Raw genomic sequence first — 26077 nt, 5'->3', positions numbered from 1 at the left:
CCCGGAGCCTCCCCGATGATCCCCCGCATCAGCCGCCTCGGTGCCGCCCTCGCCCTCGTCGCGGCCGTCGCGCTCGCTCCCGCGTGCGCCGCCTCCCCGCCCGCCGCCGAGCCGACGGCGTCCACCGCTCCGACGCCCGAGACGCCGGCGCCTGAGGGAACCGAAGCCCCGACAGAACCCGTCGACCACGGCGACCCTGCGTGCGACACGATCATCGGCGAGGCGATCCTCGCCGAGTACGAGGAGATCGGGTGGACCGTGCAGGTCGAGCCGTTCCGCCTCGGCGAGGTCGAGCTTGCCGAGGGCCTTCAGTGCGTGTGGGCCGACTACGAAGGCCCTGCCGGAGACCACCTGCAGATCTTCGGCTGGGGGGTCGTCGACGACGAGACCGCGGCCGAGGCGCAGAACGCGCTCGTGGCGGAAGGATGGATCCGCGAGGACATGCCCGAGGGCGTCTACATCACCGAGAACCCCGAGACGACGATCGCCCCCGACGCCGACGGCTACGGAATGACCTACCTCTTCGCCGACGGCTGGGTGAAGCTCGCCGACACGAAGCAGAGCCTGCTGCTGATCGAGTGGCCGCCTGGGGCGTAAGCCACCACCTCACAGCCAGGGATCGGCGATCCCCGGGTGAGCGCGCCCTGAATGCCCGGGCGCAGTCGGTCCAGCATGGAACGGAACCGCTGATCAGACACCTGGAGCCACCATGCCGAAGACCCTCGACATCCCCGTCCCCGACCTCACCGGAAGACTCGCGCTCGTCACCGGCGCCAGCGACGGCGTCGGATTCGAGATCGCCGCGCGCCTCGCGCGCGCGGGCGCCGAGATCCTGATGCCGGTCCGCAACGCGCAGAAGGGCGAGGGTGCCGCGGCGAAGATCCGCGAGCGCACGCCGGGTGCCGGCATCCAGGTGCGCACCCTCGACCTGGCGTCGCTTGCATCCGTGGCCGCGTTCGCGGACGAGGTTCTGAGCGCGCGTCGACCGATCGACATGCTGATCAACAACGCCGGGGTGATGACGCCGCCCGAGCGCCGGGTGACCGCAGACGGGTTCGAGCTGCAGCTCGCGACGAACCATCTGGGGCACTTCGCGCTCACCGTGCAGCTGCTGCCGCTGCTCATCGCGGGAGGAGCACACGTGACAAGCCAGGTCAGCATCGCCGCCGACCAGGGCGCGATCAGCTGGGACGACCTCGACTGGACTCGCAACTACGACCCGATGAAGGCCTACAGTTCGTCGAAGATCGCGTTCGGACTGTTCGCGACCGAGCTGCAGCGTCGATCGGATGCCGCAGGCTGGGACATCCGCAGCAACCTGTCTCACCCCGGCATCACGCCGACGAACCTGCTGGCCGCGCAGCCCGGCATGGGGCGGCCCGACGACACCACGGCCGTCAAGGTCATCCGCGCGATGTCGCGGCGCGGCATCATCGTCGGCACCCCGTCGTCTGCGGCGCTGTCGGCCGTGTATGCCGCGACGAGTCCCGACGCCGCGGGCGGGAAGCTCTACGGCCCCCGGGGATTCCGGCACCTGGGCGGGCTGCCCGCCGAGCAGGCGCTCTACTCGCGTCTGCGGAGCGCCTCCGACGCGCGCCGCGTGTGGGAAGTGTCGGAGCGCATGACCGGCGTCACGGTGGGGGTATGAGCGCACTGCCGTCCGCAGCATCGCTCGCCGCGGTGCCAGGGACCGTCGATCCCTTGCTGCGGCAGTCTGCATCTCGCAGACTCGGATGATGGACAGAGCACAGCTGGCCGACTTCCTGCGGCGTCGGCGTGAGGTGCTGCAGCCCGAGGACGTCGGGCTGCGACGGGGTTCGCGCCGACGCACCGCGGGGCTCCGGCGCGAAGAGGTCGCCGCGCTCTGCGACATGTCGGTGGACTACTACAGCCGACTCGAGCAGAGCCGCGGCCCGCAGCCGTCCGAGCAGATGCTGGCGGCGATCGCACGAGGCCTGCGGCTCACCATCGACGAACGCGACCACCTGTTCCGGCTGGCCGGCCACACGGCACCCGCGCGGGCGGTGCGCGGCGACCACGTCGCACCGGGCCTCATGCGCGTGCTCGATCGCCTTGCCGACACCCCCGCCCAGGTGATGACCGAGCTCGGCGAAACGCTCGCGCAGACGCCGCCCGCGCGGGCTCTCTTCGGAGACGAGACCCGGCACGAGGGTTTCATGCGCAGCGTCGGCTACCGGTGGTTCGTCGACCCGTCCGTCCGCGACGTGTACCCGCGTGAGGACCACGACATGCATTCGCGTTCCTTCACCGCCGACATCCGCACCGTGTACGCCAAGCACGGCGCCCGCTCGCGCGCCGGCGCGATCGTCGAAGCGCTGCTGGCCGAGAGCCCGGAGTTCGCCGAGATCTGGGAGGCCCACGAGGTGCGCCAGACCCACCCGCGCGAGAAGCGCCTGCAGCATCCCGAGGTCGGCGTGATGCAGCTGCAGTGCCAGATCCTCATCGACCCCGAGCAGGGGCAGACCCTCCTCGTGCTGACGGCGAACCCGGGAACCGAGAGCTACGACCGCCTGCAGCTGCTCTCGGTGATCGGAACGCAGCACCTGACCGCGGAACATTGACCCTCGGCCGTCGCGGTATCGTGCGAAAGGACGACCCACAGCACGGAGGCGCGAGATGGACCACTTCGACACGATCGTGATCGGCGCGGGGGTCGCCGGCCTCACCGCGGCCCGCCTGCTGTCGAACGCCGGGCTCCGCGTTGTCGTGCTCGAGGCCCGCGACCGCGTCGGCGGCCGGGTGTCGACGGAACGCCGCTTCGGCCTAGCGACCGACCTCGGCGCTTCCTGGATCCACGGCATCACCGATGAGCCACTTGCCGACGCCGTGGCGGCGTTCGGCATGCGCACGGCGGAGTTCACGGTCGGCGGCTACCAGCCGGACAGCCGACCGATCGCCTACTACGGTCCCGACGGGACACGGCTCTCGGATGCCGACACCCGCCGCTTCACGGACGACATCCACACCGTCGACGCCACGCTGCGCGACGTGGTCGCGGCATCCGATCCCCTCGACTCGTACCGCGACGTCACCGAGGTCGCCCTCGCCGCCCAGGGGTGGGACGACGAGCGGGCCGAGCGCGTGCGCGAATACCTCGAGCACCGGTCGGAAGAGCAGTACGGGGTCTGGATCGACGACCTCGCCGCCCACGGTCTCGACGACGATGCGATCGACGGCGACGAGGTCGTGTTCCCCGACGGGTACGACCGCCTGCCGTCCCGGCTCGCCGACGGGCTCGATGTGCGTCTCACCCAGGTCGTCTCACGCGTGCAGTGGTCGGAGTCGGGCGTCATCGTCTCGACCGATCGAGGGACGCTCGCGGCCGACGCCGTCGTCGTGACCGTGCCGGTCGGCGTGCTGCAGTCCGACGACTTCGCGATCGAGCCCCCGCTCCCCGAACCGGTCGCCGGTGCTCTCGGACGCCTCAAGATGAACGCATTCGAGAAGGTCTTCCTGCGATTCCCGACGAAGTTCTGGGACGACGGGGTCTACGCGATCCGCCAGCAGGGGCCCGAGGGTCGCTGGTGGCACTCGTGGTACGACCTCACCTCGCTGCACGACACCCCGACCCTGCTCACGTTCGCCGCGGGTCCCGCCGCCGAGGCGTCGCGCGACTGGAGCGAGCAGGAGATCGTCGCCTCGGTCCTCACGCAGCTGCGACGCCTGTATGGCAGCCGCGTGGAGCGCCCCACCCACGTGCACGTCACCGACTGGCAGGATGACCCATTTGCGCACGGCTCGTACGCGTACATGACCGTGGGATCGACCACCGCCGATCACGACGACCTCGCGACGCCCGTGGGCGGCGTGCTCCACATCGCCGGCGAGGCGACCTGGACCGAGGACCCCGCGACCGTGCCCGCCGCGATGCGCTCGGGGCACCGCGCTGCTGAGCGCATCCTGCGGCGCGCGGTCCCGATCGAGCAGGTGTGGTCCGCGCCCTGACCGGGACGACGCTCAACCGGCGTCACGAGCGGCGTTCGCGCCGTGGGTGTGCATCCGCTCGCCCTCGGCATTGAAGATGCTCAGCACTTCTGCGGGCTTCGAACCGGCGGCGCTCATCGCGTGAGGCGTGCGCGTGTCGAACTCGGCCGCTTCGCCGCGGCCGAGCACCAGGTCCTGCGTGCCCAGGCGCAGCCGCAGCCGGCCGCTGAGCACGTACAGCCACTCGAACCCGTCGTGAACGCGCAGCTCGGGCAGTTCGCCGACGGGCGGGTACGTGATCTTGTACGTGCTGACCGGAGAGTCTTCGAGGGCGAGCGGCGCGATCACGAGGCCACCGCGTCGCACGGCCGGGCGACGCACGCGCGGGTCGGGCGAGTCCTCGCGGACGAGATCGTCGATGCGGATGCCGAGATGCCGCGTCACCGGCACGAGCAGCGCGAGGCTCGCCTGACGCTTCCCCGACTCGAGGCGCGACAGCGTGCTCACCGACATGCCGGACTTGGTCGCCACGTCTTCGAGGGTCAGTCCCTTCGCCTGGCGTGCCGCTCGGAGTCTCGGCCCGACGTGTTCGAGTTCCATGTCCGCATCCTTTGCCAATAGCGCAAACCAACTTGCCGAAGTGTACCGCGGCGATCAGGCTGGGGTGATGAACACCTGGGATGCCATCGTCATCGGGGCCGGCGCGGCCGGCCTGAGCGCCGCACAGATGCTCGGCCGTGCGCGCCGTCGCACGCTCGTGCTCGATACGGGAGCGCCGCGCAATCGCTTCGCCCCGCACATGCACGGCGTGCTCGGGCACGACGGTATGTCGCCCGGCGACCTGCTCGGCCGCGGGCGTGCTGAAGTCGAGGCGTACGACGTCGAGGTGCGCGCGGTGGCGGTCGCGCGCGTGGACGAAGGGGCGACGCGCGTCACCGTCACCCTCGCCGACGGCAGCGCGGAGTCGGCGCGCGCCCTTGTTCTCGCGACGGGCGTGTCCGACGACCTGCCGGACATCCCCGGCCTCGCCGAGCGGTGGGGCACGGGCGTGCTCCACTGCCCTTACTGCCACGGCTGGGAGGTGCGAGACCGCCGGCTCGGCGTGCTGCTCGTCTCGCCCCACCAGCTGCACCAGGCGCAGCTCGTGCGCCAGTGGAGCGACGACGTCGTGGTCTTCGCCGGGATGCTGGGCGCGATCGATCCCGAGATCGCGCGACGCCTGCACGCGCGCGGCGTCGAGATCGTCGCCGAACCGGTCGTCGAGGTGGTCGGCGAAGGTACGGAGGTGACCGGAGTGCGCCTGCGCGACGGCCGGGTCGTCGCGGTCGGCGCGCTCTTCACGATGGGCGCCGTCCGCCCGCACGACGCGTTCGTCGCGCACCTGGGCTTGGCGCGGGCGGACACCCCGGTCGGCTCGTTCCTCGAGGTGGACGCGATGGGCCGGACGAGCTCGGCCCGAATCTGGGCAGCGGGCAACGTCGTGAGCCCGATGGCGAACGTACCGCTCTCGATGGGCGCCGGTGCGATGGCCGGTGCGGCCGTCAACGCCGCGCTCGTCGAGGAGGACTTCGACCTCGCACCGGCGCTCTACTGGAACGGACGCTACGCCGACCGCCTCTGGTCGGGTCGGCCGAACCGCACGATGGTCGACGTCGTGCAGGGCCTCGAACCCGGGCGCGCGCTCGACCTCGGCTGCGGCGAGGGCGCCGACGCGATCTGGCTCGCGCAGCAAGGATGGGATGCCACCGGAGTGGACATCTCACAGACGGCGATCGATCGGGCGCAGGATGCCGCCCGTACCGCGAGCATCGATGCGCACTTCGTCGTGTCGGATCTGTCAGAGGCCGAGACTGTCGGCGAGTACGACCTCGTCACGGCGAGCTTCTTCCACTCCCCCGTCGCCCTCGATCGCACCGGGGCACTCCGACGCGCGGCCGCACGCGTCGCGCCGGGCGGACGGATGCTGATCGTCTCGCACGCCGGCCCGCCCCCGTGGGCGCCGGCGGGGCACGGCGGCGCGCATGTCTTCCTGAACGCGGCCGACGAGCTCGACGCGCTCGGCCTGGACGATTCCGACTGGATGGTCGAGATCGCCGAGGCACGGCCGCGAGGAGCGACGGCGCCTGACGGCACCTCCGCGACGCTCGACGACACGGTGCTGCTGGTGCACAGACGCCCCGATGTCAGGATCTCATCCTCCTGAGCATATAAAGGTGACAGGGTCGATGGACCGACGGGGTGCGCGCAGAAGGATCCCATGCTCGACAGGTTTGAGGAGTTGTTCCGCTCCCAGCACGGCGACGTCAGAAGATACGTCGTGAGACTGGTGGGCTCGGCGCCAGCCGATGACATCGTCGCTTCCACGTTCGAACTCGCGCTCCTCAAGCTTCCGCATCGGCATGCGCACCCGGTGGGATGGCTGTTCCGCACGGCGCACAACCTGTGCAGGGCAGAGGTGCGGCGGCAGGTGCGCGAGAATCGCGCGGTGCGGGACGCCGTTGTGATCGCCGACACGGACGCCGATGACTATGCCATCGATGTGCTTCTGCGGCTGCTCGCAGCCTTGCCCGCCGCTCAACGCGAGGTTCTTCAGCTGACGTACTGGGATCGCCTGAGCGCGGCGGACGTCGGCGTGGTACTGGGTGAGCCCGGCGACGGCATGAGCGTGCGTGCCCAGACCGACCTGGACCGACTCCGGGACGGGAGGTTCACTGTGCCCGCAAGGCCCGCGCGACGCTTTCCGCCCGTCGGTGCGTGGGCGGCATCCGCCATCGCGATCGGCGCGGTCGCGGTCGTCGTTCTCGGAGTTCCGGTCATCGCGGGCATCGCAGGCATCGGAAGGACCCCGCCGCCGGTAACCGCCGGGGTACCGACATCGGGAGCAAGCCCGGAGGCATTCGGAACGTTCGAGTCGCCCGACGGGTCCACCCGAGGACGGGTGGCCGTCCACGTCGACGGGGACTCGATCACGGCCGAGATCGTCGACCTCGTGACGACGCACGACGAACTCACCGCGAGCGGCTCCCTCAGCTCGCGGGAGGATCGCTCGTGCCTCGACGACGGCACCGATGTCGAGTTCGGCGCGTTTCCCACGGCCGGCCAGAAATACATATGGCTGATCGAGGGGAACAGCATGCCCGCCGACTGGACGGCACTGCACGAGATCGACCTCGCCGTCATCGCGCCCGGCGGACGGCCTGCCGAATGTGTCACCACGATCGTCGCGCGCGCGGTGCTGGACTGGTAGCACCGGAGAGCGCCCGCCCGAAGATCCGCGGCCGATGATCTCGTCGCCCGCCTGAAGTCCTCGGGGCGGATGGCCCTATGAGCCCATGGCGTCGAAGTCTTCTTGCGTGAGGGTGCGGGCTACCCTGATGCCGCCGGATGCCGCCGCTTCGGGAAACCGAGCCGCGATCTCGTGCGCGCGTTCCACGGCCGCCACATCGACGAGGTAGTAGCCGCTGACCACTTCGGTGGTTTCGGGCAGCGGCGCCTCGGTGACGACCGGTCCACCCGAACCGCGCTGAACGATCTGCTGGGTCCGATCATCCAGTGCCTTGGAATCTACGAGCTCGCCGGATGCTTCGAGGTCGCTCTCGACGTCCCAGTAGACCTGGTATGCGGCGGTCCGCTCTTCGTCTGTCATCTTCGCGAACATGTCCGCGACTGACGGGTTGTTGTGGATCAGGATCAGATACTGCACGACTGCTCCGTTTCTCTGGCCGATCGGCGACTCTCAAGTGTGTCCGAGTCGCCCCCGGAAGTCGACAGCGACACCGACGGACAAAGGCCTCGAGCCCCGCGTGATCACGCGGGGCTCGAGGCCTTGCTCAGTGACAACGGCAATGGTGGAGATGGGGGGAATCGAACCCCCGTCCATCGCTGGGATACTGCGTATTCTCCGGGCGCAGTCTATGAAAGCGTTCTGCTCGGCTCCGACCTTTGTCACAGACACCTAAGTCGACGAGCCCAGCCTGGGAAGAGTCCCGCGTGACGTCCAGGCGCCGTCACGCAGCAAGTCCCCTAGATGACGCCAGGGTCCGCAGCGGGAACGCCTGCGGTCTGACGGATCTCAGGCTCGCTTAGGCAGCGAGGGCGAGATCAGTGCGCTTGGTTTCGGCACTTATTGGTTTGCAGAGATCGTTTACGAGATAACCCTGCATCCTCGGCCCGCTTCTCGCAGATTCACAGGCGATGTCGAAACCGATCATCCCCATGAGCCTTCGCGTGAAGGGCCGTTGTCACGCTGTGGAGTTGTCAGAACCCGGATGCCGAGGCATCCGAGCACACCAGAGTACAACGGATGCCGAGGCGCCGCCATTCCGATCACGCGAATCCGAGCTCGCCGCGCACGATCGAGTCGCCCGAGTGCGCGGGATCGCCGTCGGTCGGCTCCTGCGAGATGTCGACGAGCACGTAGTCGCGGATGTCGATGCCTTCCGGAATCGGGAAGGTGCCCTCGCTCCCCTCGAGTACGCCGAGGCTCACGAGCGCCGACGCGTCGGCGGTGATGAGCCACACCTCGCGGTATCCGTCAGACGCCTCGTCGGCGTCGAGCTCGACCCGCACTTCCTTCTCGCCGCCATCGGTCTCGACGACGACGGCCGCTCCCGCTGCGCCGGGGTGGTCGGGGAAGGCGTCCAGCGTCGCCGAGGCGAGCTCGACGACCTGCGGCGGGCGCAGCATGTTCGAGACGCCGATGACGACGAGGATGACCGCGACGCTCGCCGCCAGCGTGAAGAGCACGCGGGTCGCGCGGCCGCGACGGGGTGCCGGCGTCAGGTCGGCTGCTTCCGGCGCGTCGGCGACGACGGTCGCGGGATCCGCCGACGGCGCCTCGCCCGCACCGAGCCCGAGCTCGTCGGAGATGCGATCCCACACCCTCTCGGGCGGGGCCTCGAGGTCGCCGAGTCCGACCGTGGCACGACCCACCGTCACGGTGTATTCGAGCTCGGCCAGTTCGATCGCGCACTCGTCGCAGTTGTCGAGGTGGATCTGCTCGGCACCCGTCGCCGGATCGCCGAGGGCGAGCACCGAGAGCCGCTCGGGGTCGAGATGTGACTGCTCAGGATGCGACATTGCCCACCTCCAATCGGCTGCGCAGGCGCGTGAGACTTCGACGGATATGACTCTTCACGGTACCCAAGGGCATCTCCAGGCGTTTCGCGATCTGCTCATGGGTGAGGTCGTCGTAGAAGGCGAGCCGCAGCACGCGCTGCGCGTCAGGTTCGAGGCGATCGATCTCGTCGGCGAGCAGCAGGCGGTCGCCGAGATCGATCTCAGGCCCCGTCAGCTGGTCGGGCGTGGCGAATCGCTGCAGCTCTTCCTGCAGGGCGCGCACCCGAGTGCGGGCCTCGAGGGTGTCGGCGATGCGACGCTTGGCGATCACGACGAGCCAGGTCGACAGCTTCGCCTTCGTCGCGTCATATGAGGCGCGCGAGGTCCATGCCGACACGAAGGTCTTCTGCGTCACATCCTCGGCGTCGCCGCGGTCGCCGAGGAAACGCAGCGCCAGCGTGAAGACGATCGGCGACCATCGCCGATAGATCTCCTCAAGCGCTCGCTCGTCGCCTCGGCGGAACCGATCGCTCAGTTCGCGCTCCTGCGCCTCGTCCACACTCGCTCCTCTCACCTTCGCCGTCGTCATCGCCGGCTCATGTCGTCGGGGTCGCGATGGCGACCACGTTATCCGCATAGCGCCCCGTTGCGGCATCGAACGCGCCTCCGCACGTGATGAGCACGAGAGCATCGCTGCCTGACCGGGCGAAGAGATCGTCGACGGGCAGTGCCGTCTTCGGGTAGTACGTGACGCTCTGAACGGCGTACCGGTGCACCGCACCGGCGGCATCCGTCACCTCGATCGCCTCGCCGACCGGCAGTTCGCGCAGACGGCTGAAGGGGCCGATCGGCTTGTCGGGGGCGTCCACATGCGCCGAGATGACGACGCTGCCGTCGGGACTCGCGGGGGCGGCCCCGAAGCGATACCACCCCGCCACCGCCGGGTCGGGCGGCAGCTCCATGAAGCCGCCGGTCTCGACGCCCACCGAGACAACGGGCATGTCGACGCCGATCGAAGGGGCGGCCACCCGCACCGGCGGCACGGACGGCCGAGCCGGTGTCGGGGTGGCCGCCGCGACCGGCACGTCGACGACAGGCGTGGGAGCCGCTGTCGCCGATCGCGCCGGATCAGCCGAGGGGGTCGGCCCTGGCGGGGCGGCTCCTGGGGTCGAGCCGCACCCCGCCAGCATGAGGACGACCGCCAGGGCGCCAAGGCCCCCCAGCGATCCGACGGTCGTCCTCATCATGGCCGGCCTGCCCTCAGCGCTCGCTGCGGGCGCGGACGATGACGGCGGATGCCGCGACGGCCGCAGCGAGTCCCAGACCGCCGACGATCAGCAGCATCTGCATGCTGGCGTCGCGCTGGGCGAGCTGACCGCCGGTGCCCGAGTTGACGCCATCCGGAGCCGAGTGGAGTCCCTCGACCGTCTGGAACGCGACTGCCAGGTTGCCGTCCTCGAGGCTGCCCCATGCGTAGACGATGGTGAGGACGCCTTCCTGGACCTCGACGTCTGCCGGGCCGATGACGGGCTCGGTGGTGCCGGCCGCGGCGACGGATGCCGACACGGTGCCGGCGGGAAGGTCGAGCGTCGCCTCGTCGGGGTTCGCGAGGCCTTCGATCACCGGGGTGCCACCGGCGAGGACGTCGACGGCCGGAGCCGCGGCGGTGTGGCGCACGGTCAGGCGGCCTTCACCGGCAGCAGTGGCCGCGGTGTCGTTGACGAACGGCGTCACTGTCGGGGCGCCGGCCTCGTCGAGGTGGGCCACCGCGGTGTAGTTCACGCCGGCGTCGAGCGTGAGGCTCACGGGGCCGAGCACGGGTGCGCTGTCGTCGGTGGCGTCGGGGGCGGTGAGAGCGACCTCGTACGCGCCGGCAGGCAGGTCGAGCGGTCCGGCGAGGTCGCCGGGCTGGAAGTCGTCGAGCGTGAGCTCGCCGTTGACCCAAACGTCGACGGGGGTGTCGGGGATGCCGTGGAGCACCGACAGCACGGCGGTGTCGGCGGTGGCGGCGCTCGCGGGAGCGAGCAGTCCGACGGCGGCGATGGCCCCGGCGGCGATGCCCGCGAAGATCTTCGTTCGCATGGTGGTCCTCCTACGTCGGGGCGACCGGTCGTCGCCCTTCGAAAGAGTCCTTCCGGCCCCGGCACCGCTTTGGATGCAGTCGCATGAAGATCGACGGTTCTCGCTCGTCTCGCCAGTGCGTAGAGTCACCTGCATGAGCGAAGTCGTCATCACCGTCCGCGGCGAGCACGAGGAGCGGATCACGCCTGAGCGCGCTGTCGCCCACCTCACGATCCGCGCCGAAGGCCCCGAGCGCGGCGCCGTCGTCGAGCGCATGGCCGCACTCAGCGAGCCGGTGCGCGACGACCTCGCGGCCCGCAAGAGTGCCGGCGGTCTCATCGAATGGACCAGCCAGCGCGTCTCGGTGTGGTCGGAGCGCCCGTGGAACAACGAGGGCAAGCGCCTCGCGCCGGTGCACTATGCGTCGGTCGATTTCTCCGTGACGTTCGCCGATTTCGCCGCGCTGTCATGGTGGGCGGGCGATGTCGCCGAGCGCGATGGCGTGCAGTTCGGGTGGATCGACTGGCAGCTGACCCCCGAGACCCGGTCGGCGACCGAGCGCGCCATCGCCGCCGGCGCCGTCGGGGTCGCGGTGGCGCGGGCGACCGCGTACGCCGGAGCGATCGGACTGTCCTCGGTCACCCCCCTCGAGATCGCCGACCTGGGCCTGCTCACCCGCGGCGAGGCTCACGAGAGCGCCGCGGCGCCGCGGATGCTGATGGCGAAGGCGTCATTCGACACCGACGGCGCCGACGGCGGCGGTCCCGCCGTGCAGCTGCAGCCCGAAGACATCGTGATCTCAGCCGCGGTCGAGGCGCGGTTCGTCGCCCGCTGAGGCGCGGGCCGCGAGCTACTCCCCGAGGCGGTTGCGCGAGCGCATTGCGCGCTCGGCCTCGCGCTTGTCTTCGCGCTCGCGGATCGTCTGCCGCTTCTCGTACTCGCGCTTGCCCTTGGCGACGGCGATCTCGACCTTGGCGCGGCCGTCCGAGAAGTACAGCTTCAACGGGACGAGGGTGTAGCCACCCGCGGAGACGGCGTGCGAGAGCTTGATGATCTCGTCCTTGTGGAGCAGCAGCTTGCGGATGCGCTTGGACGCGTGGTTGGTCCAGTGCCCCTGCGAGTACTCGGGGATGTGGACCGCGTCGAGGAAGACCTCGCCGCCCTGGATGTACGCGTACCCGTCAGAGATGTTGGCGCGGCCCTGGCGCAGCGACTTGACCTCGGTGCCGGTGAGGACGAGACCGGCTTCGTAGGTCTTGTCGATGGTGTACTCGTGGCGCGCGCGACGATTGGTCGCGACGACCTTCTCACCGCGTTCCCGAGGCATGACGACTCCTGATCCACCGCTGCGCCGAGCGCACAGCAGCCGTTCAGTCTATCCCCCGACGGAGCGGGCGACCATCACGTGCGCAGCCAGCGCCGGATCGCGAAGCCGGCCGACAGCGCCGCGAGCAGCACGCCGATCCCGATCAGCACAGGGATCACGATCAGGGCCTCGTCCATGCCCACCCAGGTCGTGACGAACTCGACGCGGTTGCGCAGGTAGCCGTTCACACCGAAGTGCACTCCCGCGATCACCGCGCCGCCGGCAAGCAGCGAGCCGATGAGGGCCGCGAAGACGCCCTCGAGGATGAACGGCGTCTGGATGAATCGGTTGGACGCGCCGACGAGCCGCATGATGCCGAGCTCTCGCCGGCGCGCATAGGCCGACAGCCGGATCGTGGTCGCGATCAGCAGCACCGCGGCGATCAGCATGAGCACCGCGATGCCGATCGCCACGTAGGTCGCGACGGTCAATGCCGAGAAGAGCGGTTCGAGGTATTGCAGCTGGTCCTGGACCTGCTCGACCCCCTGCATTCCCGTGAACGCCTCGAAGATGACGTTCGACTGGCTCTGGTCGACCAGGTTGATCCAGAACGTCTCGTTGAGCTGGTCCGCCGTGATGACGTCGGCGTACTCCTCGCCGAGGAGGTCGAGGAAGTTCTGGTACGCCTCTTCGCGGTTCTCGAATCTCACATCGCGGATGAGCGGCGACAGCGCCGCGCTGTCGAGCCCTGCCTGCACCTCGTCGAGCTGCTCCTGCGTCGCGACCCCGTTCGTGCAGGTCGGCGCCTGCGAGATCGCGGTGCACATGTAGATCGCGACCTGCGCGCGGTCGACCCAGAAGTCGCGCATCGTGCCGATCTGCATCTGCATGAGCATGGCCGCGCCGACGAAGGTGAGCGAGACGAATGTGACGAGGACGACCGAGATCACCATCGAGGCGTTCCGGCGGAGGCCGCTGAAGGCCTCGGAGAGGATGAGTCCGACCCTCATGACGTCGGCCCCACTTCGTCGTCGGGGTCGGTCTCGCCGAGCCCCAGCCGGTCGGCGAGACCGAGCTCGGCGACGTCGATGTCGGCGGCTTCGACCACCGGGATCGTGTTGGTGCGCGGCGGGGCGGGTGCGGCATCCGCTTCGTCGTTCGCATGATCGGATGCCGGATGCTCGGCCGCCTCGGCGAGCGCTGCGGCCGCCTCCTCGCGCGCCGCGTCGGCGGCAACCACCGCCTGCTCCTCGAAGACGGGTTCGGCGGCCTCTGCGGCTGCGGCCACCGCGGCATCCACGACGGCGGGCTCGACGGATCCGGTCTCGACGATCTCGCGGTGGAGTTCCAGCACCGCAGTGAGGGCTGCGACGGCCGCGGCTCCGCGCTCGGGTTCGGGGGCGAGACTCGGGATGCCGGACGTGTCGCCGTAGCCGCCGTGGCGCTCGTCGCGCACCATCTCGCCGTGGCGCAGCTCGATCACCCGTCGCTGCATCTGATCCACGAAGCCGGCCTCGTGCGTGGCCATGACCACCGTCGTGCCGCCGGCGTTGATGCGCGAGAGCAGCTGCATGATGTCGACCGAGGTCGCCGGGTCGAGATTGCCGGTGGGCTCGTCGGCGAGCAGCACCTGCGGACGGTTCGCCAGCGCCCGCGCGATCGCGACGCGCTGCTGCTCGCCGCCCGAGAGCTCGTGCGGGAACCGCTTCTCTTTGCCGGCGAGTCCGACGAGGGCGAGCACTTCGGGCACAGCCTGCTGGATGAAGCCGCGCGATGACCCGATCACCTGCAGTGTGAACGCGACGTTCTGGAAGACGGTCTTGTTCGGAAGGAGGCGGAAGTCCTGGAACACCGCGCCGATGTGGCGGCGGAAGTAGGGCACCTTGCGGCTCGAGAGAGTGCGGAGGTCGCGACCGAGCACGACGACGCGACCTTCGCTGGGCGTCTCTTCGCGCAGGATCAGGTGCAGGCACGACGACTTGCCCGATCCCGAGGCGCCGACGAGGAAGATGAACTCGCCGCGCAGCACCTCGAAGTCGACTTTGCTGAGCGCGGGCTTCGCGGTGCCGCGGTAGCGCTTGGTGACGTTCTCGAACCGGATCATTGCCAGACGAGCCTATGCGGGCGGTCCGCGCGGCGGGAGTGCGACACCCGCACGTCGTGAAAGCCTCGACGGCGGCCCGGCGGGAATGTCGGAGGTACGTTCTACTGTCGAAGCATGTTCTTCGATCCCGACCTCCCCGGCGTCGCCATCCCCGACACGCTGGATCACGTGATCGAAGTGGCCGACATGATGTCGATCTTCGCGGCGCAGCGACTGCGGTGCGTAGCGACCCTGCACCGCGAGGCGCTGGCGGATGCCGCAGCCCACGGCCGCGTGCTCACCGACGTGGTGGAGCGGGGCGTGCGGCTCGAACTGGCCGCCGCGCTGCGCGTCACCGAGCACGCGGCGTCGGCGCTCATCGAGCTCGCCGACGCGCTCGTGCACCGGTACCCGTCGGCCCTCGCCTCGCTCGAGGGTGCGCGCATCACCGAACGGCACGCCGAAATCCTGGCGACGGGACTGGATGCGGTCGATCCCGAACTGCGCGCCGAACTGCTTCCGCGGGCGGTGGAACTGGCGGAGTCGCAGCCGGTCGGCACGTTCCGGCGCGCTCTGCGACGGCTGGTCGACACCGTGCAGACGGTCACCCTCGCCGAGCGGAGCGCGGCCGCGGTCGCACGGCGTCGGATCGTCGTCGAGGCTGCGGACGACGGAATGTCGTGGCTGCTGGCCTACCTGCCATCCGTCGAGGCGCAGGCGATCCACCAGCGCGCCACCGCGATCGCCAAGGTGATCGTCGCGCAGGACGGGGAGGAGCGCACGCTCGATCAGGTGCGCGCAGATGTGCTCTGCGACCTGCTCATCGACGGTGAGACGGGAGCGCATCCCGAGGTCGCCCGCGGCATTCGGGCGACCGTCGTGGTGACGGTTCCCGCGCTGGCGCTGCTCGCGCGCGAAGGCGGCGAGGGCTCGCCTGCCGGTCTCGATCCCGCCGTCGTCGAGGGTGTCGGACCGATCCCGATCGAGCGCGCTCGCGAGCTGTGCGGTGGGGATGCCGGCTGGATGCGGGTGCTCACCCACCCCGAGACCGGAATGGTGCTCTCTGTGGGGCGCGAGCAGTACGCGCCGCCAGCGTCACTCCGACGATTGGTGAAATGGCGGGCCGACCGCTGCATGGCACCGGGATGCGGTGTGCCGGCAGCGCGATGCGACACGGATCACACGCTGGCCTGGGAGCACGGGGGTTCGACGTCGCTCGAGAACCTCGCGCCGATCTGTCGCGGGCACCATATGGTCAAGCACCACGGCGGCTGGCGGGTCGAACAGGTCGCCGGCAGCGGCGGATCCCTGCGATGGACATCGCCTGCGGGGCGGAGCTATGTCGTCGCGCCGGAGAGAAGAGTGCCCGCGTTCAGACCGCCGGTCGACGGGAGCGACCCGCCGTTCTGACGAAAGGGATCCAGCTCAGTCGTCGTCGTCCTTGCGCTTGCGCCAACGGATGCCGGCGGCGATGAATCCGTCGAGATCGCCGTCGAAGACGATCGCCGGGTTGCCGACCTCGTGGCCGGTGCGGAGGTCTTTCACCAGCTGCTGGCCGTACAGGAAGTACGAGCGCATCTGGTCGCCCCAACTCGCGGTGATGACACCGGCGAGCTCCTTCTTCTTGGCTGCTTCCTTCTCGCGCTGCAGCAGGAGCAGACGGGTCTGGAGCACGCGCATCGCGGCAGCGCGGTTCTGGATCTGCGACTTCTCGTTCTGCATCGAGACGACGAGTCCGGTCGGGAGGTGGGTGAGGCGCACCGCCGAGTCGGTGGTGTTGACGGACTGTCCACCCGGACCCGAAGACCGGAAGACGTCGACGCGGATGTCGCCCTCGGGGATCTCGACCTCGACGGCCTCTTCCATGACGGGGATGACCTCGACGGCGGCGAAGCTCGTCTGGCGCTTGTCCGCTCCGCCGAACGGGCTGATGCGGGCGAGGCGGTGCGTGCCGGCCTCGACCGACAGCGTGCCGTAGGCGTAGGGGGCATCGACCTCGAAGGTGGCCGACTTGATGCCGGCGCCCTCCGCGTAAGAGGTGTCCATGACCTTGACGGGGTACTTGTGGCGCTCGGCCCAGCGCAGGTACATGCGCATGAGCATCTCGGCGAAGTCGGTGGCGTCATCGCCGCCGGCGCCCGAGCGGATCGTCACGACCGCCGACCGCGCGTCGTACTCGCCGTCGAGGAGGGTCTGAACCTCGAGCTGTCCGATGATGTCCTCGAGCTCGGCGAGCTCGTGACGAGCCTCTTCGGCGGAGTCCTCGTCGTCCATCTCGTTGGCGAGTTCGACGAGCACCTCGAGGTCATCGAGACGGTTCTCGATGCCGGTGAGCCGGGCGAGCGAGGACTGGCGGTGGCTCAGGGTGCTCGTCACCTTCTGGGCCCGCTCGGTGTCGTCCCACAGATCCGGGGCACCGGCCTCTTCGCTCAGCTGGGCGATCTCGGCGGTGAGCGCGTCGACGTCGACCACCGACTTGATGTCGGCGAAGGTGGAACGCAGCGCCTGGATGTCGGCGGAAAGATCGAAGTCGAGCATGACAGTCCAGACTAACGTGGATGCACGTGACCGACAGTCGCGAGCCGCTTCGCCCCCGAGATCTGCTGTGGCGCTTCGGGCCCATGGTGTACGGACCCACAGTGCTCTTCGCCCTCGGCGAGGGCGCGGTCATCCCGCTGATCCCGATCCTCGCCGCGCAGCTCGGCGCGGACGTCGCCACGGCCGCACTCGTCGCTTCGGCGCTCGTGGTGGGGCAGTTGTGCGGCAACATCCCGGCCGGCTGGGCGGTCGCCCGCGTCGGCGAGCGCGTCACGATGGCGGCGGCCGGTGTCGTCTCCCTCGTGGGTGTCGCGGGCATGATCCTCGCTCCTGCTCTCGGCGTGCTCGCGGCATCCGTCTTCCTCATCGGATTCTGCGCGGCGGCTTTCGGCCTCGCGCGGCACTCGTTCATGACGACGCGGGTGCCGCTGTCGTTCCGAGCCCGCGCGCTGTCGCTCCTCGGCGGCACCTTCCGCCTCGGAATGTTCATCGGCCCGTTCGTCGCGGCGGCGCTCCTCGCCGTCTTCGGGGATGAGCACGCGGCGATCTGGTTCTTCGGCGGGTGCCTCATCGCCACCGTCGTGCTGGTGCTCGTCGGCCCGGATCCCGAAACCACGTTCGTCGCGGAGACCGCGCGACGCGCGGCCGGCGATTCGACGATCGCCGAGGACACCGGCGAGCCCGTCACCGGCTCGATCCCGACTGCTGAGCGCATCGGAGTGTTCCGCACGATGTGGCGGTACCGGCGCGTGCTGTCGCGGCTCGGACTCGCCGCAGCATCCCTCGCCGCCGTCCGGTCGGCCCGTCAGATCGTGCTGCCCCTGTGGGGGGTGTCGATCGGGCTCGACGCGCAGACGATCGCGCTGATCGTGGGCATCTCGGGGGCGATCGACTTCGCGCTCTTCTATGCGTCCGGGCAGGTGATGGACCGCTTCGGCAGGCTGTGGGCGGCCCTCCCGGCAATGGTTCTCATGGGATCCGGCTTCATCGCACTGGCCTTCACGCACGACCTCGCCGAGGCGCCCATGTGGTTCGCGATGTTCGCGGCGGTCCTCGGCGTCGGCAACGGCCTCTCCAGCGGCATCCTGCTCACCCTCGGCGCCGACACCGCTCCGAAGGACGACCCGGCGCCGTTCCTCGGCTCGTGGCGCACGCTCACCGATGCCGGCGGCGCCGCCACTCCCCTGCTCGTCTCGGGCATCGCCGCGGTGGCCTCGCTCTCGATCGCCACCGGGGTGGTCGGGGTCATCGGCCTGCTCGGTGCGCTGGCGTTCGTGCGGTGGGTGCCGCGGTTCGTCCCGCGCCCGCGGGACTGAGACCACCCGCGATGCCGCTCGGGCACAGGAGAACGGCCGGGTGCGAGGGCCCCGGCCGTTCCGTCCTGGCCCGCCTTCACCGAGCGGGCCTACCCATTGCGGGCCATTACGGACCTTCGACGGTGCCCCCGTTCGCGATCGTCAGCGACGACGTCTCGTGGCAGCTGCCCGGGAGGAAGTCGCGCTGCGCCGGGTTGTCGCTGTCGTAGCCGACTCGCCACGAGTAGTCGCCCGACGCCGAGACAGCCACGGCGTCTTCACCGAAGTTGCTCGTCGCCGCGTCCTGCGGCGAGGGTCCTGCGACGTCGACCGACTCTTCGTAGAGCGGTTCGCCGGTGCAGTCGTCCGAGGCGAAGAAGGCGAACATCACGGTGCCGTCCATGTCGCCGCCCGCCGGAGCCGACACTGTCGCTTCGTCGTTCGGGATCCACGTCTGCGCACTCGAGATCGACGACGCCACGCTGGTCACCGTCACGTCTTCGGCCCCGTCCATGCAGTCCGCATTGTGCGTCACGCCGTTGGTGTTCGTCGATCCGCTGTAGACGGCAACCCACGAGTAGTCACCGGCAACGGTCGGCGTGGCCTGCGCGTCGTACGTGCCGTCACCGCTGACAGTCACGCCCGGCGAGGTGTAGGCGACTGTGTCACAGTCGTCGGGGCCTCGCAGCTCGAACGTGATGGTCCCGTCGGCATCCGGACCTGCGTCACCGGTGAGGTTGATCACCGGGTCAGCGGGCTCCGTAGCCGTTCCCGACAGTTCCGCTTCGTCTGTCACCGCATTGCCGAGCACGGCGTCCGGGCCCGCGGTGGTCGAGAGTTCGGGCGTCACCGGGTTCACGGTGAAGCACTCCGTCTCCGACGAGTCGCTGGATCCGGGGATGCCGTTGACCGCGTCACCGCTGAACACCGCTCGCCAGCAGTACCGACCCACCGACGTGACGTACGCCGTGGGCGACAGCACCGTCGCTGGGTAGTTCGCGCCCGAGAGATCGGTCGACCCGACGGATGTGCCGCCTTCCGTGCAGAGGGCGTCGCCGTCGAGCTTGCAGAGCCAGAACGACACCGAGCCGTCGGGTGCTGCCGAGCCGCCCGTCAGGCTGACTTCGGCCGAGTCCTTCACGCCCACGACGCCGTCGCCGATCGAGATGCCTTCGTCAGGGATCGGATCTCCGGCCTCGTCACTCGGATCCGTCACCGTCTCCGAACCGCAATTGCTGATGGGTGGAGCGTTCTTGAGGATCGTGTCCTTGTAGTCCGCCGTGTCGGAGTTTCCGGTCACCGTGCTCGGGATCGTGTTCGCGAACGAAAGACACTTGGTCACGCCCCCGAAGATCGCGGCGGTGAGGTCGACCGCGGCTTCACCGCGGAAGAAGTCGGCGCTGTACCGGGCGTCGGACTGCGCGTCGTTGAGCAGGCTCGGCGCACCGAGCACGAGGTTCGGCAGGGTGCCGCCCCATGTGCGCAGGTACAGGTCGGTGCCGTTGCCCTGCTGATCCCACAGGATCATGAAGTCGCCGGGCCGGCGGTTCTTCCACGGGTTGCAGTTCGCGATCAGCTGCGCGTCGGTGGCCGTGTCGTACGCACAGCCCGCCGGAGCGGCGAGCTGCATGAACTCGTAGGCGATGAAGCCGCTGCCGTTGTTGGAGTCGCGCTCCCACGCGAAGTAGAGCCAGTCGTGGTTCGTGATCGGGTCCTGCTTCGTGCCGAGCCACGCCCGGCGGAGGTCGACCTGCGCGTTCGGGTTGGTGAGCCCGAGCGTCGGCAGCGCGTCGTTGTGGATGACGCCGATCTTGGTGGTGCTCGAGTTGACGGGGCCGAGCTCCTTCACATTGCCCGTCGGATCCGTGAGTTCTGAAATCTCCGCTGCCACATCGGGCACCGTGCCGTCGATGTCGAAGGGTCCGTCGGCGGCGAGCGCCGACGACGCGGTGAGGGTCGATGCCGTGAGCACCGCGACGAAGACGGCCGCCAGCCAGGGTGCTCGCCGACGCTGGGCGAGCGACTTCGGACTGACATTCGGGCGTGGAGCATTCATGGCGAGCCTTTCTCTGGCGCGGTTCAGGGCTTACGCTATGAATCGCGCAGGATGGCGACCATCGGGTGATGTACGCATCAAGGCTGGGGAAACGCCTTAAGGTCATCCGCTCTCCTGCGAGAAGCGATCGGGAGGGGATCGTGGACACCGAGGTCGATGGCGCCTTCGCGCTGGTGGTCGCTGGGGATCACGTGCGCGAGGATTACGTGCGCCTGCTCGCACGCCTGGGCTTGCCCGCACAGGGGTTCGCCCATTCAAAAGATGCCGCCGCGTGGTTGAACGGGGAGGCGCCCGCCGTCGCGATCCTCGAGGTGGAGGACGGCGGCTGCGGCATGCTGCGAGAACTCCGCGACAGATACGGGCCCGACATGCCGGCCGTGCTCGTGTCGGCCGACCGCACCACGCCCGCGGACGTGGTGGCGGGTCTGCTCGTCGGAGCAGATGATTACGCCGCCGAGAACATGGATGCCGACGAGTTCCTGGCCCGTGTCCGCCGCCTCATCGAGCGCACGAGACCGGCGAAGACGGCAACCGCCGACCTGCGCCGACTCGCGACCCTCACCGAGCGCGAGCGCGAGGTGCTGGCGCTGACCACGGAGGGCCTCAGCCAGAAGCAGGTCGCCGCGGCGCTCGGCATCAGCATCAAGACCGTCGGCGCGCACATGCACAACCTGCTCGGCAAGCTCGACGTCCACTCCCGGATCGAAGCGGTCGCGCTCGCCGTCCGGGCGGGCGGCTCGCAGCCGCAGGGGTCGCCGCTCATCTCCGGCTGGATGCGGCGCTGACGCGCCTCACACCCAGGAGCGTCGCACCGCTTCGGCGCCGAGTTGGATGCGGGTGGTGACGCGAGCCCGGTCCATGAGCTCGGCGATCCGGCGCTGGACCGTGCGCAGCGACACACCCAGCTGGGCTGCGGCTGCCGCATCCGTCAATCCGAGGAGGAGCAGCTTCAAGAGGTCGCGATCGGCCTGCGCTCCGGCATCGGCCGCGCCGCCGAGCGAGAGGAACTGGGTCGCTGTGCGCCAGTACTCCTCGAAGATGGCGCTCACGAGGTCGAGCAGGCCACTCGGGTGGATGAGCAACGCCCCGAATCCGCGCTCCGGATCGTCGCCGTGCATCGGCACGAGAGCCATCGCGTCGTCGGCGATGAACATGCGCGTCGGGAGCGCCGGAAGCACGCGGATCTCTTCGCCGTACGCCGCACTCTCGCGGGCCACGTCGAGGAATCCGGGACGCTCGAGCACGCCGCTCTCGACGATGACCCGGTAGCGCACGCCGCGCAGCAGAGCGCGCTCCTCTTCGACGTTCTGCTCAGCAGTGAGCAGGGCGACGTCGCTGAGCACGAGCGCGCGCACCTCGCGCGTGGCCGCCGCCTGCAGCTGCGCCACCCGCTGGCGCACCGCGTCGTCGCCGACGATGACGTCGACGACATCTGCGGCGGTGCGCTTCTCGGCCACCGCCCGATACACCTCGCTCAGCTCGACGAGCGCCTCGTGCGCCCGCGTGAGTCCGCGTTCGTGCTCGAGAAGAAGCGGCCGCAGCGCCATGGACGGAGGCGAGGCGACCACACGCGAGGAGCGCGAGCCCTGCCGTGCGAAGAGTCCGAGCGCCTCGAGCTTCGCCACGATCGCGTGCACGCGCGGCACCGGGAGGTGGAGCTCGGCGGCGATCTCCTTCGCCGACGCCGACGAACGCTGCAACACCGCGCGGTACACCGCGGTGTCGGTCTCGTCGAGCCCCACGGCATCCAGCATGCGATCGTTCCTTCGCCCGGCCGTGGCGGAAGGTAGCCATGGCACTTCTCCGCCACCACCCTAGGCGAGCGGCGTGAGAAGTTCGTGACAGATCCCCTATCCCCCGAGAGGCTCACGAATGCCACGATCACATCCCACCCGCCATCGCGTCCGCGCGATCGTCGCCGTCACGAGCGGCCTCGCGATCGGCATCGCCGGCGTCGGCGCGGCTCTGCCCGCTGCCGGTGCACCCGCCCCCACGCCCCGTCCAGCCGCCCTCACCGGCTCCGACGGCTCCGCTCCCGTGACGGTCACCCTTCTCACCGGCGACCGCGTCACGGTGACCGAGTTGGCGGGCGGCGAGCGCGCCGTCGAGGTCGTCACCGCCGACCCCGGCGCCGGCGTCCGCACGATCGAGGTCGGTGGCGACCTGCACGTGATCCCCGACGAGGCGATGCCGTTCGTCGCATCGGGCGCGCTGGACGGCGACCTCTTCAACGTCACCAAGCTCATCGACTACGGCTACGACGACGCCTCGGTCGACGCGACGCCGATCATCGTCGAACGGGCCGGCACCGCTGCAGGGTATGCCGCGCGATACGCGGCGCCCCTGCCGGGCATCGACCTCACGACCGCACTGCCGAGCGTCGATGCGACCGCCGGAACCGCCGCCCATGCCGACGCCGAGGCGCTGTGGGATGAGCTGACGCGCCCGCAGGCGCGTGCCTTCTCGAGCGGCCCTGCGCTGGCGGGCGGAATCTCCGCGATCCACCTGGACGGCAAGGTGCGCGCCACCCTCGATTCGAGCGTGCCGTACGTCGACGCGCCCGAGGCGTGGGCACTCGGCTACACCGGCGACGGCGTCACCGTCGCCGTCCTCGACACCGGCTACGACGACACCCACCCCGACCTCGCCGGCCGCGTGTCGAGCGACTCGACGAGCTTCGTGCCCGGCGAAGACGTCGCCGCCGATCCCAACGGCCACGGCACCCACGTCGCCTCGACGATCGCCGGCAGCGGCGCCGCGAGCGACGGAGGGCACCGCGGTGTCGCCGATGACGCCGACCTCCTCGTCGGCAAGGTGCTCGGCGCAGACGGATTCGGCCAGGACTCGTGGATCATCGCCGCGATGGAGTGGGCCGGCGAACGCGCCCCGATCGTGTCGATGAGCCTCGGCTCGCAACAGGGCTCGGACGGCACCGACCTCATGGCCGAGGCGCTCAACACGATCTCGGCCGAGACCGGGGCGCTGTTCATCGTCGCCGCCGGCAATGCGAGCTCGCCCGAGACGATCGGCTCGCCCGGGTCTGCCGCGTCCGCCCTCACGGTCGGCTCGGTCGACGACCCCACCGGCGCCCTCTCGTGGTTCTCGAGCCAGGGTCCGCTCTTCCGCTCCGGCGCCCTCAAACCCGACCTCACCGGTCCCGGCAACGACGTCACCGCGGCGCGGTCGGCCGACAGCGGCGGCGAGGGCTCCTACATCGCGTTGAGCGGCACGTCGATGGCGACGCCCCATGTCGCCGGCGCCGCTGCGATCCTCAAGCAGCGTCACCCGGAGTACACCGCGGCCCAGCTGAAGGCAACGCTCACCAGCAGCGCCGCCGATCTCGGTCTCACGCCCTACCAGGCGGGCTCGGGGCTCCTCGACGTCGACGCCGCCGTCCAGGCGCCCGTCGTCGCGTCGGGATCTGGTGACTTCGGCATGCTCGCGTGGGGTGAGACCCCGGCGCCGGTGTCGCGCACGATCGAGTACGCCAACCGCAGCGACGCCGAGATGACGATCGACCTCACCGCGACCCTCGAAGACACCACGCCCGGCTCGGGCGGCATGATCCCGATGACGACGACGTCGGCATCCGCTTCGCTGGTGATGGATGCCGAGTCCCTGACGATTCCGGCAGGCGAGACGCGTGCCGTGACCCTCACGGTCGATCCGGCAACGGTTCCGGCCGGTACGCAGCTCTCAGGTGCCCTCGTCGCCTCGATCGATGGCGCACCCGTCGCGCGCACCGCGCTGGGCACGATCGCCGAGGCCGAGCGGTACGACCTCACCCTCACCGCGACCGACTTCGCGGGCGAGCCGACTCTGACGTACGCGTGGCTGTGGAACGCCGAGACCGGGTGGTTCTCGCCGATCGCGGTCGATGGTGAGACGACCCTGCGCCTGCCCGGAGGAACCTACGCGGCGATGTCCTTCATGGAGCTGGCGCGCACCCCCGACACGGTCGCCACGGTGCTCGTCGGCGACCCGGACGTGGTGCTCGACGCCCCGCGCACGGTCGCGCTCGATGCGCGTAGCGCGGAGCAGATCACGGTCGATGTGGGTACGAGGGGTCTCGAGCCGTCGTTCCGCCGCATGGATTACACCGCCGACGGCTTCGCCGGCAGCGCCATGATGCCGGTGTGGGTCGATGAGCTGTGGGCTCAGCCGCTCACAGCGACCGAGGCCGACTTCGACTTCACGACCCGGTGGCGCCTGCAGAAGCCGACGCTGACCGTCGCGAACGGCCGCGACGGCCTCGACGTGATCGCGCAGGCCGGTTCGACCTTCCTCGACGGCGTCGCGCGGGGCCGCGCGATCTCTGTGGGCGCGGGCAGCGCGGACGAGTTCGCGGCGATCGACGCGAAGGGCCGCGTCGCCGTCGTCACGCGATCGGATGCCGTCTCCCCCGGCACTCGGGCGGCGAACGCCGCGGCGGCCGGAGCGACGCTGCTGATCGTCGTCAACGACGCCGACGGCGAGCTGAGCGAGTGGGTGGGATCGGAGGAGGACTACACGACTCCGGCGCAGATTCCCGTCGCCTCGCTCAGCGGGATCCAAGGCCGGGCGCTGCTGACGGCGTTGGCGCAGCGCGCCGTCGTGCTGACGGCGACCGGCATCGCGAACTCGGATGCGATCTGGGACGTCGCCCGCTACAGCGACGGCGAGATCCCGACGGACCTCGCCTACGCGCCGCAGGGTCTCGCCCGCGTCGACACGACGTACTACGGCGAGCCGGGTGAGGTGGGCGAGTTCCGCTACGACTTCGCCCCCGGAGTCGCACACGGTCTCGGCTACCCCACGCGCGCCACGCGCGGGCTCGAGCGCACCGAGTGGGTCAGCACCGACCAGATCGCCTGGTACCAGGATGCGACACTCACTTCCGGCGGCTGGCAGATCCGCGACACCCGGCGCACCTACCAGCCCGGCGAGCGCACCGACGCGAGCTACTTCGGTGGGATCGTGCGACCGAACGTCGGACCCGGCTACTGGGCGCCCCATCGCTCGGGCGATGTCGCGCAGATCAACCTGCCGTCGTGGTCCGACGGCGGCGACGCCCTCCACACCGGCACCTTCGACGTCTTCGCCGGCCACACCGGCATCGCCCAGCTCACCGACATCTACGTCGACGGCGAGCTGCGGGCATCGTCGGAGTACCAGGGCGCGACCGTGTGGGGCCTTCCCGACGGATCGACCGAGCTGCGCGTGGTCAACACGGCGACCCACGACGGCTCGCGTGTCCCGTCATCGACGAAGACGACGACCGAGTGGACCTTCGCATCCGAAGGTGCCGCCGACGACTACTCGTCGAGGTTCCTGCCGATGATCCAGGCGTACTACGACGTCGCGCTGGGCGACGACGGCCGGGTCGGCGACGGGCGCCGCAAGGGCGCCCCCGTGCCGCTGCGGCTCGAGCTCGGCCACGTCGGCGGCGCCGACGGCGCAGATCGGATCACCGCGGCCACCCTCGAGGTGCGCTCCGCCGACGGAGAATGGATGCCGGTGGCCCTGTCGCCGACAGCCACGGACGCGCCGGACGGGGCGACCGAGGTGCCGCCGACGATCTTCGCCACGGGTCGCTCGTTCGTGAGCGCTTACACCGCGCAGCTGCCGGTCGCCGATCGCGGCGGGTGGGTCGACCTGCGGGTGACGGCGACGGATGCCGCCGGCAGCACGTTGTCGCAGGAGATCGTGCGCGCGATCGAGGTGACCGCGGTGAAGGGATCAGGACGGCGCTGAGC

At 70.0% G+C, this 26077-nt stretch carries 23 protein-coding genes and 1 other RNA gene; 11 read left to right on the top strand and 13 right to left on the bottom strand.

Translation table 11 applies throughout. The features are described 5' to 3' along the window. From FFS15_RS11425 to FFS15_RS11410, 4 genes are all read left to right on the top strand, one after another. A partial coding sequence (locus FFS15_RS11425; RefSeq protein WP_349290461.1) for a hypothetical protein occupies positions 1-597 on the top strand: 597 nt, incomplete at its 5' end. Positions 598-709: 112 nt separating this feature from the next. Next, positions 710-1648 (top strand): SDR family oxidoreductase, encoded by a 939-nt coding sequence (locus tag FFS15_RS11420; RefSeq protein ID WP_137845150.1) that lies wholly within the window; start codon positions 710-712, stop codon positions 1646-1648. Between the two features lie 85 nt (positions 1649-1733). Then, complete coding sequence (locus FFS15_RS11415; RefSeq protein WP_212743146.1) at positions 1734-2582, top strand: helix-turn-helix transcriptional regulator; 849 nt, start codon at positions 1734-1736, stop codon at positions 2580-2582. Between the two features lie 55 nt (positions 2583-2637). Then, positions 2638-3966, top strand: a complete 1329-nt coding sequence (locus tag FFS15_RS11410) for an NAD(P)/FAD-dependent oxidoreductase (RefSeq protein ID WP_137845148.1) — start codon at positions 2638-2640, stop codon at positions 3964-3966. A 12-nt stretch (positions 3967-3978) separates the two neighbouring features. On the opposite strand, the gene FFS15_RS11405 is transcribed toward FFS15_RS11410, so the two are convergent. After that, the gene (locus tag FFS15_RS11405; protein WP_137845147.1) at positions 3979-4545 is read right to left on the bottom strand and encodes an XRE family transcriptional regulator; all 567 of its coding nucleotides are present in this window, start codon (positions 4543-4545) and stop codon (positions 3979-3981) included. A gap of 67 nt (positions 4546-4612) precedes the next feature. On the opposite strand from FFS15_RS11405, the gene FFS15_RS11400 reads away from it, so the two are divergent. Together FFS15_RS11400 and FFS15_RS11395 are read left to right on the top strand one after the other, a co-directional pair. Further along, on the top strand, positions 4613-6148 hold the full coding sequence (locus FFS15_RS11400; RefSeq protein WP_137845146.1) for an FAD-dependent oxidoreductase: 1536 nt from the start codon (positions 4613-4615) through the stop codon (positions 6146-6148). Positions 6149-6202: 54 nt separating this feature from the next. Continuing rightward, positions 6203-7192 carry an RNA polymerase sigma factor gene (locus FFS15_RS11395; protein ID WP_137845145.1) on the top strand — a complete coding sequence of 330 codons (990 nt, stop codon included), beginning with the start codon at positions 6203-6205 and terminating at the stop codon, positions 7190-7192. 75 nt (positions 7193-7267) lie between these two features. Here FFS15_RS11395 and FFS15_RS11390 read toward each other — a convergent pair whose 3' ends face one another. The 6 genes from FFS15_RS11390 to FFS15_RS11365 form a co-directional block, all read right to left on the bottom strand. Beyond that, entirely contained in the window at positions 7268-7648 is a 381-nt protein-coding gene (locus tag FFS15_RS11390) for a YciI family protein (RefSeq protein WP_137845144.1), read from the bottom strand. Positions 7649-7791: 143 nt separating this feature from the next. Beyond that, positions 7792-8160: a transfer-messenger RNA gene (ssrA, locus tag FFS15_RS11385) on the bottom strand. A gap of 111 nt (positions 8161-8271) precedes the next feature. Then, entirely contained in the window at positions 8272-9024 is a 753-nt protein-coding gene (locus FFS15_RS11380) for an anti-sigma factor (RefSeq protein ID WP_137845143.1), read from the bottom strand. After that, positions 9011-9592: a sigma-70 family RNA polymerase sigma factor gene (locus FFS15_RS11375; protein WP_137845142.1), complete on the bottom strand. Its 582-nt coding sequence runs from the start codon at positions 9590-9592 to the stop codon at positions 9011-9013. Before FFS15_RS11375 ends, FFS15_RS11380 begins: the two co-directional genes overlap by 14 nt. 7 nt (positions 9593-9599) lie before the next feature. Next, positions 9600-10247, bottom strand: a complete 648-nt coding sequence (locus tag FFS15_RS11370) for a class F sortase (protein WP_249353987.1) — start codon at positions 10245-10247, stop codon at positions 9600-9602. Between the two features lie 16 nt (positions 10248-10263). Beyond that, complete coding sequence (locus tag FFS15_RS11365) at positions 10264-11085, bottom strand: DUF4397 domain-containing protein (protein WP_137845141.1); 822 nt, start codon at positions 11083-11085, stop codon at positions 10264-10266. A 133-nt stretch (positions 11086-11218) separates the two neighbouring features. Here FFS15_RS11365 and FFS15_RS11360 point away from each other — a divergent pair, with 133 nt between their 5' ends. Continuing rightward, positions 11219-11899: an SIMPL domain-containing protein gene (locus FFS15_RS11360; RefSeq protein ID WP_137845140.1), complete on the top strand. Its 681-nt coding sequence runs from the start codon at positions 11219-11221 to the stop codon at positions 11897-11899. A 15-nt stretch (positions 11900-11914) separates the two neighbouring features. On the opposite strand, the gene smpB is transcribed toward FFS15_RS11360, so the two are convergent. The 3 genes from smpB to ftsE all read right to left on the bottom strand — a co-directional run bounded on the left by smpB (position 11915) and on the right by ftsE (position 14474). Next, complete coding sequence (smpB, locus tag FFS15_RS11355; RefSeq protein WP_137845139.1) at positions 11915-12391, bottom strand: SsrA-binding protein SmpB; 477 nt, start codon at positions 12389-12391, stop codon at positions 11915-11917. Between the two features lie 74 nt (positions 12392-12465). Then, positions 12466-13380 (bottom strand): permease-like cell division protein FtsX, encoded by a 915-nt coding sequence (gene ftsX / locus FFS15_RS11350; RefSeq protein WP_137845138.1) that lies wholly within the window; start codon positions 13378-13380, stop codon positions 12466-12468. Next, positions 13377-14474, bottom strand: coding sequence for a cell division ATP-binding protein FtsE (gene ftsE / locus FFS15_RS11345; RefSeq protein ID WP_137845137.1), 1098 nt, complete (start codon positions 14472-14474; stop codon positions 13377-13379). The genes ftsX and ftsE overlap by 4 nt, the downstream gene beginning before the upstream one ends. 114 nt (positions 14475-14588) lie before the next feature. Here ftsE and FFS15_RS11340 point away from each other — a divergent pair, with 114 nt between their 5' ends. Next, on the top strand, positions 14589-15863 hold the full coding sequence (locus tag FFS15_RS11340) for an HNH endonuclease signature motif containing protein (protein ID WP_249353985.1): 1275 nt from the start codon (positions 14589-14591) through the stop codon (positions 15861-15863). 15 nt (positions 15864-15878) lie between these two features. Here the strand turns inward: FFS15_RS11340 and prfB are convergent, their stop codons facing one another. Next, on the bottom strand, positions 15879-16991 hold the full coding sequence (prfB, locus tag FFS15_RS11335) for a peptide chain release factor 2 (RefSeq protein ID WP_137845136.1): 1113 nt from the start codon (positions 16989-16991) through the stop codon (positions 15879-15881). 20 nt (positions 16992-17011) lie between these two features. Between prfB and FFS15_RS11330 the strand changes: the two genes are divergently transcribed. Next, positions 17012-18307 carry an MFS transporter gene (locus tag FFS15_RS11330; RefSeq protein WP_137845135.1) on the top strand — a complete coding sequence of 432 codons (1296 nt, stop codon included), beginning with the start codon at positions 17012-17014 and terminating at the stop codon, positions 18305-18307. A 106-nt stretch (positions 18308-18413) separates the two neighbouring features. Here the strand turns inward: FFS15_RS11330 and FFS15_RS11325 are convergent, their stop codons facing one another. Then, complete coding sequence (locus FFS15_RS11325) at positions 18414-20342, bottom strand: hemagglutinin (RefSeq protein ID WP_249353983.1); 1929 nt, start codon at positions 20340-20342, stop codon at positions 18414-18416. A gap of 140 nt (positions 20343-20482) precedes the next feature. Here FFS15_RS11325 and FFS15_RS11320 point away from each other — a divergent pair, with 140 nt between their 5' ends. Further along, entirely contained in the window at positions 20483-21127 is a 645-nt protein-coding gene (locus FFS15_RS11320) for a response regulator transcription factor (RefSeq protein ID WP_171013167.1), read from the top strand. Positions 21128-21133: 6 nt separating this feature from the next. On the opposite strand, the gene FFS15_RS11315 is transcribed toward FFS15_RS11320, so the two are convergent. Next, the gene (locus FFS15_RS11315) at positions 21134-22096 is read right to left on the bottom strand and encodes a winged helix-turn-helix transcriptional regulator (protein WP_137845133.1); all 963 of its coding nucleotides are present in this window, start codon (positions 22094-22096) and stop codon (positions 21134-21136) included. Between the two features lie 118 nt (positions 22097-22214). On the opposite strand from FFS15_RS11315, the gene FFS15_RS11310 reads away from it, so the two are divergent. Continuing rightward, a complete protein-coding gene (locus FFS15_RS11310; protein WP_137845132.1) occupies positions 22215-26075 on the top strand; it encodes a S8 family serine peptidase in 3861 nt (1286 codons plus the stop codon). Positions 26076-26077 lie beyond the last annotated feature (2 nt).

This window comes from Microbacterium sp. 2FI (assembly GCF_005502885.1).
Lineage (GTDB): Bacteria > Actinomycetota > Actinomycetes > Actinomycetales > Microbacteriaceae > Microbacterium.
The sequence above is the reverse complement of the archived record's forward strand: the minus strand, read 5'-3'. Positions and strand labels throughout refer to the sequence as shown.